We start from the raw sequence: 17,200 nt of genomic DNA on the forward strand, positions 1-17,200 counted from the left end.
AGCTGACCCCGGGTAACGCCGGGGTCTCCATGTTTAATGAATCACCCGCTTCTTGAAGCGCCCGCCTCTTACATCGTGAATGTTGCCGATGGATAAAACGGAAACGCCTATTCTTGGATAACTTTCTATGATTCCCCATTCTCTTCCCCTTTCTTTTTGAATCATTGCAGTTGGGTACATTATACGGTTTTACTGCCGACATTTCACTCGTTTCACTCTTGAAATTGGTTTTCGGTCAAAAGAAAAAACGTTTAGTCCATCATTTTTTAAAATATTCTGCATGTTCTATTTCTATTTGTTTTAAAATATATTACTATATTTTCTAATATACCTTGGAAACAGGCGCATATAAAATCCAGGCTCTGGAGCAAAGAATCCCATCTCCCGGAATACGTGCAACGAAACGTATTTGGAGTTCTACTTGCTGATTTGAAATCATTTACTATAAAAAGGGGTTGAAAACAATGACGCTTGCACGTGAAATTACGAATGATTATGAATTCATTGCAATTGCCCAAATTATTAAGGAAAGAGAAAATTTGTCCTACGCAGACATTGCGGCAAGAACAGGGAATAAAGTAAGTGAGTCCACTGTACAAAGCTTCTTTAAAACGGAGCGTTGGAACGGTATTCCCTCTTCCCGCCGTCTCGATCTGGCCCTTGCCATTTGCAATGCACTGGGCATGACAATTAAGATTGAGTACTAATAAAAATATACCGCTCTACCTTTCACCGAGCGTTTCATTGCCGATAACCTGGGAGCTGTAGCTTATACAAAGCGAAAAGAGCTGCCCCAGAAGCAGAAACTCTACTTTGGGGCAGCTCTTGAAAACGCATGGCATACTTAATTTTTTTATTGAAATACAAAGAAAGCTTAATGTATATAGAAACGTGACAGATATCTGGCATCGCTTTTTCGGCCGGACTGCGGTACAGACCATTTCCGTGAACGATTTCGATGCTTCAATTTATCGAGACGGTTTTGAATCTCCATGTTTTTCAAAAACTTTTTAAGCTCTACTCGCTTCCCTTGCATACGATCCTCCGTCCTTTCCTTCGATAGATACGTGTTTCCCATACGAACAGTTCGATCGGCCGAATCGGCAGTGGTCGCAATTGATTCTCAACCATAATTTACACCCATATCATCTGTTGCACTACGGACACCATTCAATACGGCATTTCGATACGCATCGGAAATCTCATCATTCGATGCCAATTCCACTGCATGCAATGCACCCGCAGCTACGATTTCGGCAAGGTCGATCGGGTCTCCACCCAAGCGATCCATACTATGAATGACGCCTCGAACAGATTCACAAACGATAAACTCATTCAGATTCATTACTTCAATGGCAGTAGAAACGGAGATCCTGGCCGTTTCATATGCAATCCTTGAAAGGTATGGACTGTCAATATGATCATGTAAATTGTACAAAAGGGAATCTTCCAGAACTGAGGCTAACTGAAATTCACCGAAAGATTTTTCCTTCCAGATCATATACGCAAGATGTTCCCTTGTCTTTTGCAGATCATCGTACATATCGTTTCTCATTTGCGATTCCTCCTTTTGCAGATAAAATCTTGGGGCTTCCTGACAAAACCTTTGGATTGATTCTACGGGGAGGAATTTGAGTACGTGTAAGTGATCATACATCCACTCTCCTCTCATCAACGCTTACGAAGTTAGCTGACGGACTCGGGTCTCTGAGAATAACCCTACTGATCATAAAAAATCCTTATACGATCAGATTCGCCCCAAATATTTGGTTCCTCCGCTCCTTTTCAGGATTCAGCGAGTATTCTATGTGGTTGTGAGACAAGTATAGCTTTTCTATCATCTTCAAACAAACCGGTTATACGATAGGATTCATGAATATGCGCGAGTTCTCAAACGAATACTAGAGTTCCTGTATCTGGAAGGTAAAAGAGTGTATATTCTCTTGTATAATCAACTTAAAGGGTGCAAAATGATGATAGAATCATAAAAAATGAAGGTGTGAAACGATAATGAACCAGCCGGAATCCATTACATGTTGTACCTGTGAAACAGATGATTTTGACCAAGAGCTTATTCGCTGCGACAAATGTGGCGCCATCGCATGTTCTGAGGCATGCATGTATCAACATGTTTGTGAATCATAAAGATTGTAAGCAATTTTTCTCTATTATTATAATGACATAATGGTCTGTCAATCGCATCGACAGAGGAAAACGAGGCAGTAGTCTGTAACAGCCTCGTTTTTATGATTGCGTATATAGGAATAGAAACTTATAAAGAATATTCTTTCGTTCCTCGGTAATTCAACCATTGTTGTATCATTTTTTGCAATCGTCCTTGACGATACAGTAATAATCTCAGAATAAATTCACGTTTCAGCTTACCGGATGCGCAACCGTATATCGACAATCAAACAAATCGTACAATGGTACCGATTCGCTTTGTACTTGAACAATTAGGAGGTTTCATTCCTATGAAGAAAAAATGGTTCCCGCATGGAAAATGGCCGCAATTTTATGTGATGCTGCATTATTACACGATTGTATCCTTTATCGGTCTCCTCATTACGGGACTTGCACTCTATCTTCCATTTTTACATGTGGCGCTGATCCGGTACCTGTCCATCTTATATGATATACATATATTGCTTGGCATTCTGTTCTTTCTTTCGTTATTCTCCCCGCTTATCCTGAGACTTCCCCGGACAAAACACATACGGATCATCGATTGGTTTATGCCGATCGCGTTTGGCATGGCAATTGTTCTCGCAGGAATGCCATTGTGGCAGATCACGTGGTTCTCCGCAGATTGGAGAGAAACGGCATTCAGTTGGCACGGCAACTTGGCCTATTTCCTTGGTTTCTGGTTCATCGTGCATGGTGTTTTCAAAGCATTCGGGTTCAAATACCCGGAAACGCAAGCGACAAAAAAGATGGATCCGGAACGGAGACGATTTATAAAATGGGGCGTCACAGGGCTTGTCGGCGGCGTTTTGGCGATGACTCCATTCTCTCAGTTGTTCCTGCAGCAAGGGAATCGTTTGGGCGGGACACCAGGTGTGAACACGTCCGTTGCCACAGGTGTGCACGACTTCCCGGAATATTTTACCGTGACCAATTCATACCCGAAAGTACGGATCGACAAGTACCAGTTGCAAGTCGATGGATTGGTGGCAGCGCCTGCATCATTATCGTTTGAACAACTGGCAGCATTACCGGTAACAACAGAGACAAAGGATTTCCAATGCGTCACCGGATGGGCTGTACCAAATGTTCGCTGGGAAGGCATCCATTTGAAAGAACTTGTGCAACTGGTCAAACCGGCCCCAGACGCTGCGTTCGTGACCTTCTACTCTGCGGACGGCGTATATACGGAAAGCCTTACGCTGCAAGAAGCGCTTGAAGCGGACGTATTGCTCGCTTTTAAAATGGACGGACAATCCCTTCGAGTCGAACAAGGATATCCGCTTCGATTGGTTGTGCCGCGCATGTATGGGTATAAGTCGATTAAATGGGTAAACCGTGTGGAATTTGCCCGAACTCGCGTGCAAGGCTACTGGGAACAACGGGGATATCCAGCCGAAGCTGCGTTTTGACGGCGGGAAGCCCGCCTGATCCAGGTTCGTGAGACATATTGAATATTTTTGGGAGGGATAAGAAAAACAATTTTCTTCTGCCAAATCAAATGTGTCCAGTTTCAACATCAAATTTTTTATGCGTATTGATAAATTCTGTAATCAGGCTATTCAATTGACTCGCAGCCTTAGTAGGAATTTGATGGTTTACACCCTGTATAAATGTCAGTTCACTATTTGGCAAATGATCATGCAGAAGGCGGCCGTAGGAATGAAATTGTTTGTCTTTCGCTCCGTAAATCAGCAAAACGGGAAGGTGAATCGTTGAAAGCCGTGATGTACAATTATAATTCAGACTGAATCGATAATATTGTTCTATATTTTTGTTGTTTCCCCGTCTGGCCATGTTAAATAGATTCCAAAACAATCCGAATGAATCCGGGTTGCTCCAAGCTACCGAATTGCTCCAAGCTACTGATAAAGAAAGGAAACGAATGGCTCCCACTTTAGCCAGCATGCTTCCCAAAAATATCACGCTTTTCAAGCGTAAATCGTGGACTTCTGACATTCCGCCAATCAGAATCCCGCCACATGACCGTTCGGGATGATTCAACAAAAATTCAAGCACAATGGAGCCTCCGGTTGAATAGCCGCAGAAGAACGCTTTTTCTATTTCAAGAACATCCATTAATTGCTTGATATCTTCAACCAATAAAGGATATGTCAACTCCACTTGGGAAGGTTGGCTCTTGCCGTGCCCTCTGATATCGAATGTGATCGTTTGGAATTGGTTTGACAGCATCCCGGTCTGGTATGTGAAATTCATGCTATTGAGCAAGGGCGGGTGTATAAAAATAATCGGGATTCCTTTTCCATGTACTTCATAATATGTCTCAATTCCATTTATCATTGTAACTGGCATATGTGAGATAACCTCAATTTTATCAATTTTTTCGAATCTGAGTAATCATGAAAGCAATGTAACCACACAACACACACAATCAACGGATAGACTCCCCTAAAGCAGCCAAATTATACTCGAAAAGAAGATTTTTTAAAATGTTGGCACAGAAAAAGGGCTGTCCCCTTAACAGCCGCAAATGGTCTCATGCCATCTATTTTATTTTCCACTCCCCATCATTCCTGATCGTTTATCATTACGATCTGTGACTTCGCTTGCAAATTCACTCCTATGTAACAGATTACCAAGCAAATAAAGATAACGACTCCTACAATCTCAAAATCAAGTTCCGCCTGGGGATTGAAGAAAATGAACGCTTCATAAAAGGAAACGCCATACGCAAGGAATACAATGACCCAGCCCATCACTCTTGAAGCCGATTGGCCCAATTTGCTTGACTGACTGATCATCCGATAGGCAACCATGGAATCAATCGTATCCGTCAGCATGATGCCGAACATGAAAACCAACCCTAAAATGATTGGCATAGAATTGCCTGAATTTCCGGCGGCAAACGCCCATACTGACGTCTGGCTTACCGTATCTGCCGCCATCGCGAATAAGCCTCCAACCAAAATAATCGCGAAAGGATTCGTGGTTCCCCGTACGAATCTTGATATCAACTTTCCTTTGATCCCTCGCAGTTCAAAGTCTTGCTTTGTCGCCTTTGTACGAAGAAGATGATAGATATTCAATGTTCCGATCAAAAATAATGAAACAATCGATAACCACGTCGCAAACGTATTAAATGAATCAGGAAATTGAAAGTTTTTGATAAACATTCCGAGAGTCACTGCGACACTTGCCACGACAAATCCATGACCAAATGAAAATAGCGTGCCGACCCAGCGGGCAATCGGACTTCCCATTCGCCAGTTGTAACGTGTCTGCCCATCGATAAATGCCAAATGATCCGCATCCAATCCATGACGAAGACCTAATACAAAAACCAGCAAGAGTAATGATACAGTTGTCATCCATGATTTCCCCCTTGATTGCATTGATTGAAAAAAATTGATTCACAAAAGATTGATTGGATCCGAAACGTAAAAAAGCCCCGACCTAAATCGATCGGGACTATGCGTACATATTTTTAAACGACGAACGGGCATGACAATCGTGTCGTTTCAAGTACACCACTCCTTTTCTCCGAAGGCGTTTTTGGTGTCGCAATCTAGGCAGGTCTTCTGGCTTCCGAATCATTGCCATTCCTTCTGTCTTCCCCGGGCTTGCAGCGAGTGACGTTATGCGAAGGCGGCTCATCGGTTACAGCGGCGGGACCGCTCGGGATTTACACCCGATTCCCTATTATCCCTTGCTCTCACAAGGGCACCTACATGCTACATGATGAAATTGTGTGTTTGGTATTTAATATATATTCTTGATTGAATGTAAAATTCCTCTTGCCGCTGGAACGTATTGTCCTCGATTCACTACCTGCCGGTGCCAAAATGATTTAAACGTAAAAGATGCCATGTTTGCGCAGAAAAGTCTTGAAAGCGAGCATGGCCGGCGACGGATGCTTTCCTTTATGTGAAACAATATAAAAGTTCCGATGGATGGCATATGGCTCGTGATCATACATGCTCATCAATCCGCACTGCACTTCATGATGAATGGAAAACTTCGACAAAAAACCGATGGCAGGGCCCGCAATGATTGCTTGTTTGATCGCCTCTGTCGTGTCAAATTCAACGGTTGAAATCGTATCCCAACCGATTCTCGCAAAATGCTGCAAAATGGTCTTTCTGCTATGAGATCCTTCACTTCTCACTAAAATCGGGTATTGACTTAGTGAATCAAATAAAATGTCGTCTTCACCAACCAACGGATGGTTTTTGCCCATCGCGAGAACGATCTCGTCTTTAAGAAAAGGCTCCACATACAGCACGTTCGACTCGATGGGCCCTGCTATGATGGCGATATCGACATCTCCTGCTTCTGCCCGCTCAAGCATGTGTTTGGTGCAATCGATGTTGACGTGGATTTGAATCCCCGGATACTTGCGGATAAATTTCAAGACTACGCTCGGCAATATATAATTCCCGACAGTCGAACTGCAACCGACGCGCAACGAACCGGATTCAAGATTTTTCAATGTTTCAATGGCTGCCTGGGTGCCTTCGACAAGTCTTAAAATCTGCTCGCACTGCTTGTACAGCACATATCCTGCCTCGGTCAATGAAACGCTCCGCCCAATTCGGTTAAACAGCGGCAGGCCAAGGTTTTTTTCCAGCGCTTCGATTTGTCGGGATACGGCAGACTGGCTCATATTCAAATCCTCTGCGGCACGTGTAAAATTCAGACGCTGGGCAACATGGTAAAATGTATTGAGTTGATAAAAATCCATACACCGATCCCCTTGCCTACCATAACCCGGATAATTGTTGTATACTCGATTCAAGCAATTTCATTATACCAAAAGATGGCGAGTTTTCTATCTTTGCAGTACTTGACAGGTGGTGATCGGATGGAGGCGCTACCTCCCATACATTTGACATCCTTTTCTCCGGGAGCCGGCTGAGCGTGTAAAGTCGGTCCGACCGACTTGGCGCACGTGCTGCGCTCGTTGCCGATAGCGATGTCTCCTGATATATTGCTTGGCCGTGGGGATGATGCAAGTGTTGTTCGCATCTCGGATGACTGTGCAGTCGTTCAGACCATTGATTTCATCAGCCCCGTTGTCAACGATCCGTACGAATTCGGACGCATTGCAGCGGCAAATGCACTTAGCGACATTTATGCAATGGGCGCGACCCCGTCCTTTGCATTGAATATCGTCGGTTTCCCCATTCATTCGTTGCCGATTGGATATCTGGAAGAGATTCTGCGCGGTGGAACTGACATGATGAATCAAGTTGGCGTACCGATTGTTGGCGGACATACGTATGACGACCATGCGCCAAAGTATGGATTGACCGTGACGGGATTTGTGCACCCGGATCGCTATGTAAAAAGAGGATCCGCCCAACCGGAAGATGCCTTGATTTTGACCAAGCCGCTGGGCGTTGGCATCATTACAACAGCCATTGACAAAGGATTGGCTTCCTTCGAAAATGAACGCAAGGCGATAGAAATCATGACGACGCTCAATGACAAAGCTGCGAAAGCAATGATGTCTGTCGGAGTCCATGCGTGTACGGATGTGACCGGATTTGGACTTTTGGGACATCTCTATGAAATGGTCAAGGACGGTGAACTGTGTGCGGACATTCACCTCTCACAAGTACCTGTGCTGCCGGAAGCATGGAAACTGATTTGCGAAGATACGCTGTCTATAGGAACAAAAAATAACAGGCAAATGTTGAGTGAGAAGGTGTTTTGGGATTCGGCTGTCAACGAGAATGAACGGTGGATCTTGTGTGATGCCCAGACTTCCGGCGGCTTGCTTATTGCGGTCCCGGAAAAAAAGAAAACGGAATTGCTGGATGCATTCGGCAAGGCCGGGTGTTCTGCGGCAGAAATCGGCAAGATCCGCCAGCGTTTGCATGAGGAACGTCCACTTTCCGTAAAAAAGTAAATGGATTGTATTGAAAAACCGGCCATGTGCCGGTTTTTTTATGTTGTTTGATGAGAATTCTGCATCATATATATGAAAAAGATGCATTTTACACATTGTATAAGATGATAGATACTTTAAGCAGATTATTATAATAAGTAATCTCACGGAGGTGTTTAACCATGTACTTTCGCCAATATCTGCACAAAGAACCGATCGCAGCTTCTTATCTATTCGGCTGAGGGGGCAAAGGATATGGAGTAGTGGTGGATCCACTCGATCATGCTGTTGATTTTTACATGCAAGAAGCCGAGCAAGCGGGTTTGAATATTCACTATGTGATCGATACGCACGTCCATGCGGATCATATATCGGGGGCGCGGGAACTGGCCGAACGAACCGGCGCCAAGCTGGCACTTTATGCAGAAACGCCGGCGGAATACGCATTTACGCCGCTTGCGGACGGAGAACGAATCGACTTGGGCAACGTGGTCATCGACGTTGTTCATACACCCGGCCACACGCCGGAGCATATCAGTCTGATTGTGACAGATCATCGCCGGGGGCCTGAACCTTGGTTTGTACTCACAGGCCACACCTTCATGATCGGCGATGTAGGCCGACCGGACCTGGTCGTGGAAGATGGGGCACAGGATCTGTACCATAGCATCTTTGATAAAATGCTTTCTTTGCCGGATTATCTGGAAGTGTATCCCGGCGCATTTTCCGGCTCGACCTGAGGGCGGGAACTTAGTGGAAAGGTCGTTTCCACCATTGGGTTTGAACGTCGCTTCAATAAAGCGGCAGAGCTGCGTTCCAAGGATGCGTTCGTTTCTTTCATGCTGGAAGATTTGCCGAATAAGCCGAAGAACTTTGATTTGATTCGCGCCTATAACATGGGCAAAATCAGCGAAAAACCGGCTGTTGAATAGAGGACAAGGGAACGGAGGGCATGTCCGTTCCCTTGTTCGCAATCAGAAAGGAGAAACAACGTTTGTGAAAGATCATCGATTGGTTCTTGGGCTACGACCGAATCTGGCCCAATTTATACTGCTTGCTGTCAATAATGTATTTGTCGGTACCATGGTAGGATTGGAGCGAACCGTGCTGCCGATTCTCGGAAAGCATACATTCCATTTGACATCCGTCTCTTTGTTGCTTTCTTTCATCGTATCTTTCGGCATAGTGAAAGGGTTTCTCAATTTGATCGCCGGCAAACTGGCGGATCGCTGGGGCAGAAAGCCCGTTCTGCTGGCGGGATGGTTGTTGGGATTGCCGGTCCCGCTCCTTGTCATATTTGCCCCCGACTGGTCCTGGATCATCTTTGCAAACATACTGCTTGGCGCCAATCAAGGGTTTGCATGGTCGATGACCGTTACCGGCAAAATTGACATCGTAGGACCGACACGGCGTGGCCTGGCGCTTGGAATCAACGAGTTTTCCGGCTATATTGGCGTAGCTTTGACAAGTGCGGCAACCGGATATCTGGCAAGCGCATATGGCCCCCGGCCAGTGCCATTCCTATTTGGCGAAGGGATTGCCGTCATCGGTTTGCTCATGGCCTGGCTCATGATTCGGGAGACGCTGCCGTATACCCGACTTGAAATTGCCAAAGGAAGCTACGATCTTTCGAAAGAAACACTGTCCCTTGGCCAGATCTTTGCGAAAGTCAGTTTTCAGGATCGAACCCTGTTCGCCTGCAGCCAAGCAGGTATGATCAACAAGTTTAGCGATTCGGCGGTGTGGGGGCTCGTCCCTGTAATAATGGCAGCCGAACATTTTACTGTTGCGCAAATCGGAATGATCAGCAGCGTCTATGCCATGACATGGGGAGTGTTCCAGCTCTTCACCGGCATGTGGAGTGATCACGTCGGCCGCAAGATACCGATCGCGCTTGGACAGCTTATAAATGGTATCGGTGTGGCTCTCGTGCTGTGGGCACATGCATACGGCATGTGGTTTCTCAGCGCGCTTCTAATGGGTGCGGGCACAGCATTGATCTATCCGGTTTTGCTGTCGGCGGTCGGTGACAAGTCGCATCCGGCGTGGCGCGGCTCCGCACTGGGCGTGTATCGAATGTGGCGGGATGGCGGGTATGCAATCGGCGGGCTGTTATTAGGGTTTGGAGCGGATTTTCTCGGCATTCATGCGATTTTTGCAGTTTTGGCTGCCATCGTAATCCTGTCGAGCTTATTGGTAATCGTGTTCATGAAGGAAACGTTGGGACAACACTAAATGTTTTTGCAAAACGATTTCTGCCCGGTAATTGTGCCGGGTTCCTTTTTCAATTTAATCCATGAACATATCGCATTGAATAAATGATTAATATGCATTTTACACATTATTCGATTCCCTTCATACTAATTCATGAGGAAAGAATCTCAAACACACCAAAAATTTTATTTCGGAGGGATTCATCATGAACATGCTGTTTATTTTAAATGATCCTCCTTATGGATCGGAACGCTCTTACAACGGTCTTCGCCACGCAACCTCTATCGCAAAAACAGAAGGGGCAGACGTGCGGATCTTTTTGATGGCGGATGCGGTTAGTTGTGCAAAGAGAGGACAAAAAACTCCAGATGGCTATTACAACCTGGAGAAAATGTTGACAGTTGTCGGCCGCCGCTGTTCTTCCATTGGCGCCTGCGGTTCCTGCTTGGATGCACGCGGAGTCAAGCCTGAGGATTTGCATGAATCTGTACACAGGTCTTCTATGGAGGAACTCACCGAATGGACCTTGTGGGCGGATAAGGTCATTGTCTATTAGGAAGTCAACATGACGTGAACCGAGCGGAGGAGAAATATCCATGAGACGTTCTATCGTTATTCTAGGTGGCGGTGTCGGCGGGGTCATCACCGCAAACCTCTTGAGAAAAAAACTTTCTGACGAATATGAAATCACCCTGATTGACCGGGAGACGAATCACGTTTTCGCACCGTCTTTATTGTGGTTGATGACAGGAGACCGAAATGCCGAGAAGATTTCTCGCCCTTTAAGTCGCCTGAAAAGAAAAGGAATCGAATTCATTCAAGGTGAAATCGAGCAGATCGATGCTCAGAATCGCACAGTCATCGTAAATGGAGAAAACATTTCAAGCGATTATCTAATCATCTCGTTGGGAGCTGTTTTGACGCCGGAGGAGATCTCCGGACTGGAAACCGGATTCAGCTTTTATGACCTGAAGGAGACTGAACGCCTAAAACAAAAGCTTTGGGAATTTCAAAAAGGACGTGTCGTCGTGGTGACGGCTTCCCCCGTTTACAAATGTCCGGCGGCCCCTTACGAAGCAGCGATGCTCATCCACGCTTTCTTTCAGAAACGAGGCATTCGTCCGCAAGTCACAATGAGCTTCTACGCTGCTGAACCGGCACCGCTTGCCGTAGCAGGAACCAATGTGTCTGAAGGAGTTCAGCAAATGCTGCGGGAACGGGACATTTCGTATTATCCGCAACACCAGATTACAAAAGTGGACCCGGATAAGCGGGAACTATATTTTGCAAACGGGGTTCATGATTCTTATGACTTGCTGGTCTACGTCGCTCCACACAAACCGCCACGAGTCGTACAGGAATCCGGTTTGGTCGGTAAAAGCGGTTGGGTTACGGTTGACCGGCATACGCTCGAAACGAAAATTCCTGGTGTCTATGCCATCGGCGATGTCACCGGCATTCCTCTCGAACTGGGCAAACCTCTCCCAAAAGCAGGAGTTTTTGCCCATGGACAAGCAAAAGTGATTGCAAATAATATCGCCCACAAGATAACAGGCGAAGGCCAACAAATCGAGTTTAACGGCCATGGCGAATGTTTTATCGAAATTGGCAACAACAAAGCAGGGTTCGCTCGCGGCAATTTTTATGCAAGCCCGGCGCCAACAGTTAAGGTTCATCAACCAGGCATACGATGGCATCTTGGAAAGATCGCATTTGAAAAGAGCTGGTTTCGAACATGGTTCTAAAAAATGCACCGCTACAGAATACCGATTGGGGGAAATAAACGTTGAAAATCGGCATTATTCTTGAAACGAAAGAACCCGAAAAAGCATGGAATGCATTTCGTTTCGCCAATACTTGTGTTTCAAAGGCACATGAAGTACAAGTTTTCTTGATGGGCGAAGCTGTCGAATGTGAACAGATTCAACATGAAACCTATAACGTTCCTGAACAAATGAACAAGTTCCTGGAAGCTGACGGCGTTCTGTATGCTTGTGGAACATGCATCAAATCCCGGCAACTGGAAGACAAGACAGCCTGTCCGATCTCGACCATGAATGATGCGATCAAATTGGTCGAATGGGCTGATAAAGTTGTGACATTCTAAAAACATCAAAAAATTGACGAACTGGAATGACTGTACTATTGGGGTAGGGAAAATTCTAAAAATAGAAGCGACAGACAGTAAATAGGAGCAATCCGTTTTAGTCTCGGGCGATACACAACCAAAGCCGAAATCGACCAAGCATTGCAATGGTTAAAAGAAGTGATTTGAAATATTTTACCTTTCATACTGTGATAAATGAATGTCTATGTGTTCGTATAATAAGGCTTCCTCCCGCTTATGGAAGAAGTCTTTATTCATGCAATGGAGTCGGAATTGTGCTGCATTTGACCCAATACAAAACTGCGCCAAGTAACACAACCCAAATCATAGACTGCAAACCACTGGAGTTATTCCATATATCACCATCCCCCCCAAAAGCATAACCTTCCCTTAAAAAGTTATTCTACAGATAAAATCCCCATATCACTTTATTCGAATTTCAATTTTTACATTCAAACATTCAAATGAACATTTGATTTTAATGATGAATATTTTTATAATAGAAGCAAATACAAAAGTTGCTTTGATTGGATGTTTAGCAAGGGGGATTTCGAAATGGCTTTCGATAAACATGATCTTCCAAAACAGCAAGACTGTAACGATACGTGCGATATCTTCATGTATGATCCGGAAAAAGTCCAACGCCGCCAAACCGAAATGAATCGAACAGATCGGATCGTTCCCTTATTCAAGGCCTTGGCGGATGAAACTCGGTTGCGCATCGTATACGCACTAAGCAAAGAAAACGAACTTTGTGTATGTGATGTGGCTACGATTATCGACTCGTCGAACGCTACCGCTTCCCATCATCTGCGTCTGCTAAAAAATATGGGACTGGCCAAATATCGGCGGGAAGGAAAAATGGTGTTTTACAGCTTGCAAAGCCCGCACATCCGGCATTTGATTCAGGAAGCTCTCCATCTGCAGGAAAATACGGATGATTGTGGACATTGCGAATGGGATGAGGAGTAGGAGTAGGAGGCGAACGTCAACATGACTGCGGAAAAAAAATCGGTCTATCATATAACAGGCATGACCTGAGCAGGTTGCGCCGCCAAAATTGAGCGGCATCTTCAGGCGTTGCCTGAACTGACAGAAGTATCTTTACATTTTGCCACAGCCAAATTAATGGTCATCGGTACGCTTTCCAAAGATCAATTGGAAAAAGAAGCGAGAAAAGTCGAACAGGTTTCCTTCGCTGAAGAGGGTTCTGCCCAATCTTTGATACAGCTTCCCTGGTATCGTTCACAAAAGGTTTGGACAACCGGTTTGTCTCTCGTATGTCTGCTGTTGGGATGGGGATTTGGGTCATTCGCATCGGGACGGCTCTTTCTGCTTCTTTCCATCCTTCTTGGCGGATATTCGGTCGCGAAAAAAGGTTTGCGAAATGTTATGCGCCTTGATTTTGACATGAACGTATTAATGACAGTTGCTGTCATTGGCGCACTGTTCATCGGCCAGTGGAAAGAGGCAGCAACCGTAGCCTTCCTGTTTTCCGTGAGTGAAATGCTGGAGTCGTATTCCATGGAGAAAGCCCGCTCCTCGATCCGGACGTTAATGGATCTTGCGCCAAAAGAAGCCATCGTGATTCGCGGCGGGCGTGAAGTTCGGCTGCCTGTTGAACAACTGGCGATCGGAGATGAACTGCTCGTCAAACCCGGGGAGAAACTGGCAATCGATGGCGAAATCATGGCAGGTGCCACCACTATCAACGAAGCGGCGATTACAGGCGAATCGATGCCTGTCGAAAAGCAGGCGGGCGATGCGGTTTATGCGGGAACCTTGAATCAAACAGGTACCATTCGCATGCGTGCCACAGCTCTTGCACAGGATACTACATTGGCAAAAATCACCCATTTGGTGGAAGAGGCACAAAACCAAAAGGCTCCTTCCCAAACATTTGTCGACCGTTTTGCCAAACATTACACGCCGATTGTCATGAGCTTGGCATTGATGACTGCCTTTGTTCCTCCCCTCTTCTTTCATGGGGATTGGAAACATTGGATATACGAAGCCTTGGCATTGCTCGTCGTCGCTTGTCCTTGTGCACTCGTCATCTCGACACCGGTCGCGATCGTTACCGGAATCGGCTCGGCTGCACGCAACGGAGTTCTGATCAAAGGCGGCTTATATCTGGAGGAACTGGGGAAATTAAAAGGAATTGCCTTTGACAAGACCGGAACTTTGACAAAAGGCAAACCTGTTGTCATGGATTGGGATACCACAAGCTCACGTTCGAAGCTGGAGATCCTTACACTTGCCGCAATGCTGGAAAGAGGTTCGGAACACCCGCTTGCCGGCGCGATTCTCGCCAAAGCGGATGCCATGGGTGTCAGTTCCCCGCAAATGGCGGAAACCATGCAAATCCTTGTCGGCAAAGGCGCATCTGGCAGGATCGACGGCAAAACCTATTATATCGGCAATGTCCGTTTGTTCCATGACCTGCATATCGATTTGTCGACCGTTCAGGAGGAAATCAACCGGATCCAGGCACAAGGCCAAACCTTGATGCTGCTGGGGGATGAATACGAGATTCTTGGCTGGATCGCTGTCTCGGACCAGGTACGTGAACAAAGCGCCGCTGCAATTCAAGCGCTGCATCATTTAGGCATTCAACAGATCGTCATGTTATCCGGCGACACACAGCAAACGGCCCGTGCCATTGCGGAACGTGTAGGCATTCGGGAGTATTACGGAGAAATGCTTCCGGAACAGAAGCTGGAAAAACTGAAGAAGTTGCTGCAAACACAAAAAAAGGTGGCAATGGTCGGCGATGGGATCAATGACGCTCCGGCACTCGCAGCCGCCACTGTCGGAATCTCCATCGGGAAAGCGGGAACGGACGTTGCGCTGGAAACTGCAGACGTCGCATTGATGTCGGACGATGTATCCAGGATACCATATGCCATTGCATTAGGCAGAAAGGCGCTTGGCATTATCAAACAAAATATTTTCTTGGCTTTGGCACTGAAGACCATTGCCGTATTGCTGGTATTCCCAGGCTGGCTGACACTTTGGTTTGCAATCGTTTCGGATATGGGGGCAACACTGCTCGTCACGTTAAACGGCTGGCGCTTGCTGCGATCCCGGCCATAACTTTTGAAATGTAAAAATTTAAATTTAAAAGTTAAACGGAACACTTATATGCAATTCAAAAATCCCTCGAAACGATTCGTTTTTGGGGGATTTTGCATTTGCTCAAATGAATCTGGTTATACTATCCATGTTATTTTTTTATCCACACGTTTGAAATATAAAAATGGAGAGAACGTTCGTGAAAGCACTTGTATTGACAACTCCACACATCTATCTGATTGTCATCGCGATCATTGGCGGTACACTTGCCCGAATCGCTACACTTCGGGAAGATTACCGGCAATACCCCTCTTTTCCAAACGGATATTTGAATCAGGCAGTGTTTGGGTTTGTAGCCTCCACATTAGGCGCAGTGGCCATTCCTGCCCTCATGGCGAACAATTTTACAGCCGTTACATTTCTGACTCTTGCATTGACGCAATTTCAAAACGTAAGAAAATTGGAATTGAACAGTCTGCAACTTTTAGAAGAAACGGAATATACGAAACGGGGAAATGCGTACATAGACGGCATTGCCAAAACGTTTGAAGCAAGAAATTACATTTCCCTGCTGGTTGCGATCGCAATCGGTATATGTATGGAAGTCTTGGAGCACAAAAGCATTCTGTTACGCATCCTTGTCAGCATCATTGCTGGTCTTGCCGTTTTCTTTGGATTGACCAGATTTTCAAGAGGAAAACGGATCGGAGACATCGCGGAAGTACGGCAAGGGGAGATTTTGATTAAAAACGGTGAATTATACGTCGATACTATATTTGTATCCAATCGGATTGGCATCGAACGTGGCCAGGAAATGATCCTGAATGAAGGAATGGCAGTTGTCGTATATCCCAAATCCCAACACTACCGGATCGCTCTTGATAACTTTGGCCAAAGACAAGCCATCCTGTTTGAAATCACGCGAAGTCTAGGTGTGAAACGCTACCATTATACGCGAAAAAATTATGAAGATGGACGCATTGTCTTTTTTGTTGTCCCGATTCTACATGATATCGAAACGATGATCCAAGTGGTTCGGCATACCCCGGTTCTGGAAAGCATCAAAAAAACGCATCTTTTTTTAAGAAAGTGGGAAGAAGAACATGTCCGGCATTAACATTTATGCGATCATTGCTACCGAAGCGCATGATATCAATATCGTGAATCCTGGCAATTCTGTCTTGATACGCGCCAAAAATGAAGAAGAGCAACAGGTGATCATGCGGGAAATAGCTTTAGCCGTTATGGGCGATGTCGTAAAATTAAGCAATGGCATGTATATGATCATTACAGCCGTTCGTTAGCTTGATTACAGTGTCGATGCAACAACGCAGCAAGACATCCATAACTTCCGGAGCAAAAATGCAAATCCGTTCCATTCTATTGCAAAAGATCGCCTCATTGCTGAGCGCGACCTTTTGCATCCTTTAAACCTACAACATTTGAGTACGATTGCTCCTGAAGGGAAGATTCTTTCAGTGCTTGAATTTCCTTCATGAGGTTGTGATTTTGTTCGATTAAATCAGCCATCCGGATTTGCATCATGTTGAAATCCGTTTGGGTAACAACGGATGTTTTTGTCTCTCCATGAGATCCTCCATCCTTCTTCCCTCCAAACATGCCCTTCATACAAAAGAGCATCATTAAAGGGCACGCCAAAAGCAAAAGCAAACTCCAATTCAAGTGTATCCCTCCTCCACTTTTTCGTTTAGCATACATGAAAAATGTGTGGAAAGATTGAGGAACGTATGAAGAATGTATGAAGAACA

At 45.5% G+C, this 17,200-nt stretch carries 16 protein-coding genes, 1 pseudogene and 2 riboswitches; of the genes and pseudogenes, 12 read left to right on the forward strand and 5 right to left on the reverse strand.

What is annotated here, in order from left to right; genetic code table 11:
- Positions 1-464: 464 nt before the first annotated feature.
- Positions 465-707, forward strand: a complete 243-nt coding sequence (locus tag LSG31_RS00910) for a helix-turn-helix domain-containing protein (protein ID WP_347437574.1) — start codon at positions 465-467, stop codon at positions 705-707.
- A gap of 416 nt (positions 708-1,123) precedes the next feature.
- Here LSG31_RS00910 and LSG31_RS00915 read toward each other — a convergent pair whose 3' ends face one another.
- Positions 1,124-1,555, reverse strand: a complete 432-nt coding sequence (locus LSG31_RS00915; protein WP_347437575.1) for a hypothetical protein — start codon at positions 1,553-1,555, stop codon at positions 1,124-1,126.
- A 105-nt stretch (positions 1,556-1,660) separates the two neighbouring features.
- Positions 1,661-1,808, reverse strand: a riboswitch (cyclic di-AMP (ydaO/yuaA leader).
- A 666-nt stretch (positions 1,809-2,474) separates the two neighbouring features.
- On the opposite strand from LSG31_RS00915, the gene LSG31_RS00920 reads away from it, so the two are divergent.
- Complete coding sequence (locus LSG31_RS00920) at positions 2,475-3,596, forward strand: molybdopterin-dependent oxidoreductase (protein WP_347437576.1); 1,122 nt, start codon at positions 2,475-2,477, stop codon at positions 3,594-3,596.
- An 85-nt stretch (positions 3,597-3,681) separates the two neighbouring features.
- Here the strand turns inward: LSG31_RS00920 and LSG31_RS00925 are convergent, their stop codons facing one another.
- From LSG31_RS00925 to LSG31_RS00935, 3 genes are all read right to left on the reverse strand, one after another.
- Positions 3,682-4,497, reverse strand: coding sequence for an alpha/beta fold hydrolase (locus LSG31_RS00925; protein ID WP_347437577.1), 816 nt, complete (start codon positions 4,495-4,497; stop codon positions 3,682-3,684).
- Positions 4,498-4,712: 215 nt separating this feature from the next.
- Positions 4,713-5,513 (reverse strand): HoxN/HupN/NixA family nickel/cobalt transporter, encoded by an 801-nt coding sequence (locus LSG31_RS00930; RefSeq protein ID WP_347437578.1) that lies wholly within the window; start codon positions 5,511-5,513, stop codon positions 4,713-4,715.
- A 183-nt stretch (positions 5,514-5,696) separates the two neighbouring features.
- A riboswitch (cobalamin riboswitch) is annotated at positions 5,697-5,887 on the reverse strand.
- A 105-nt stretch (positions 5,888-5,992) separates the two neighbouring features.
- The gene (locus LSG31_RS00935) at positions 5,993-6,886 is read right to left on the reverse strand and encodes a LysR family transcriptional regulator (protein ID WP_347437579.1); all 894 of its coding nucleotides are present in this window, start codon (positions 6,884-6,886) and stop codon (positions 5,993-5,995) included.
- A 120-nt stretch (positions 6,887-7,006) separates the two neighbouring features.
- Here LSG31_RS00935 and selD point away from each other — a divergent pair, with 120 nt between their 5' ends.
- The 10 genes and pseudogenes from selD to LSG31_RS00985 all read left to right on the forward strand — a co-directional run bounded on the left by selD (position 7,007) and on the right by LSG31_RS00985 (position 16,735).
- Complete coding sequence (gene selD, locus LSG31_RS00940) at positions 7,007-8,056, forward strand: selenide, water dikinase SelD (RefSeq protein ID WP_347437580.1); 1,050 nt, start codon at positions 7,007-7,009, stop codon at positions 8,054-8,056.
- A gap of 236 nt (positions 8,057-8,292) precedes the next feature.
- Positions 8,293-8,775 (forward strand): annotated as a pseudogene (locus LSG31_RS00945) (MBL fold metallo-hydrolase); the annotation flags it as partial.
- 256 nt (positions 8,776-9,031) lie between these two features.
- Complete coding sequence (locus LSG31_RS00950; protein WP_347437581.1) at positions 9,032-10,270, forward strand: MFS transporter; 1,239 nt, start codon at positions 9,032-9,034, stop codon at positions 10,268-10,270.
- Positions 10,271-10,454: 184 nt separating this feature from the next.
- A complete protein-coding gene (locus tag LSG31_RS00955; protein ID WP_347437582.1) occupies positions 10,455-10,805 on the forward strand; it encodes a DsrE/DsrF/TusD sulfur relay family protein in 351 nt (116 codons plus the stop codon).
- Between the two features lie 40 nt (positions 10,806-10,845).
- On the forward strand, positions 10,846-11,994 hold the full coding sequence (locus LSG31_RS00960) for an NAD(P)/FAD-dependent oxidoreductase (RefSeq protein WP_347437583.1): 1,149 nt from the start codon (positions 10,846-10,848) through the stop codon (positions 11,992-11,994).
- Positions 11,995-12,035: 41 nt separating this feature from the next.
- Positions 12,036-12,356, forward strand: a complete 321-nt coding sequence (locus LSG31_RS00965; protein WP_347437584.1) for a DsrE/DsrF/TusD sulfur relay family protein — start codon at positions 12,036-12,038, stop codon at positions 12,354-12,356.
- 555 nt (positions 12,357-12,911) lie between these two features.
- A complete protein-coding gene (locus LSG31_RS00970) occupies positions 12,912-13,328 on the forward strand; it encodes an ArsR/SmtB family transcription factor (protein ID WP_347437585.1) in 417 nt (138 codons plus the stop codon).
- Between the two features lie 21 nt (positions 13,329-13,349).
- Entirely contained in the window at positions 13,350-15,452 is a 2,103-nt protein-coding gene (locus tag LSG31_RS00975) for a heavy metal translocating P-type ATPase (RefSeq protein ID WP_347437586.1), read from the forward strand.
- Positions 15,453-15,630: 178 nt separating this feature from the next.
- Positions 15,631-16,548: a YIEGIA domain-containing protein gene (locus tag LSG31_RS00980; RefSeq protein ID WP_347437587.1), complete on the forward strand. Its 918-nt coding sequence runs from the start codon at positions 15,631-15,633 to the stop codon at positions 16,546-16,548.
- Complete coding sequence (locus LSG31_RS00985; protein WP_347437588.1) at positions 16,535-16,735, forward strand: capping complex subunit for YIEGIA; 201 nt, start codon at positions 16,535-16,537, stop codon at positions 16,733-16,735. The genes LSG31_RS00980 and LSG31_RS00985 overlap by 14 nt, the downstream gene beginning before the upstream one ends.
- 94 nt (positions 16,736-16,829) lie before the next feature.
- On the opposite strand, the gene LSG31_RS00990 is transcribed toward LSG31_RS00985, so the two are convergent.
- The gene (locus tag LSG31_RS00990) at positions 16,830-17,114 is read right to left on the reverse strand and encodes a DUF2933 domain-containing protein (protein ID WP_347437589.1); all 285 of its coding nucleotides are present in this window, start codon (positions 17,112-17,114) and stop codon (positions 16,830-16,832) included.
- Positions 17,115-17,200: the final 86 nt, after the last annotated feature.

The organism is Fodinisporobacter ferrooxydans (assembly GCF_022818495.1).
GTDB classification, from domain to species: Bacteria; Bacillota; Bacilli; order Tumebacillales; family MYW30-H2; genus Fodinisporobacter; species Fodinisporobacter ferrooxydans.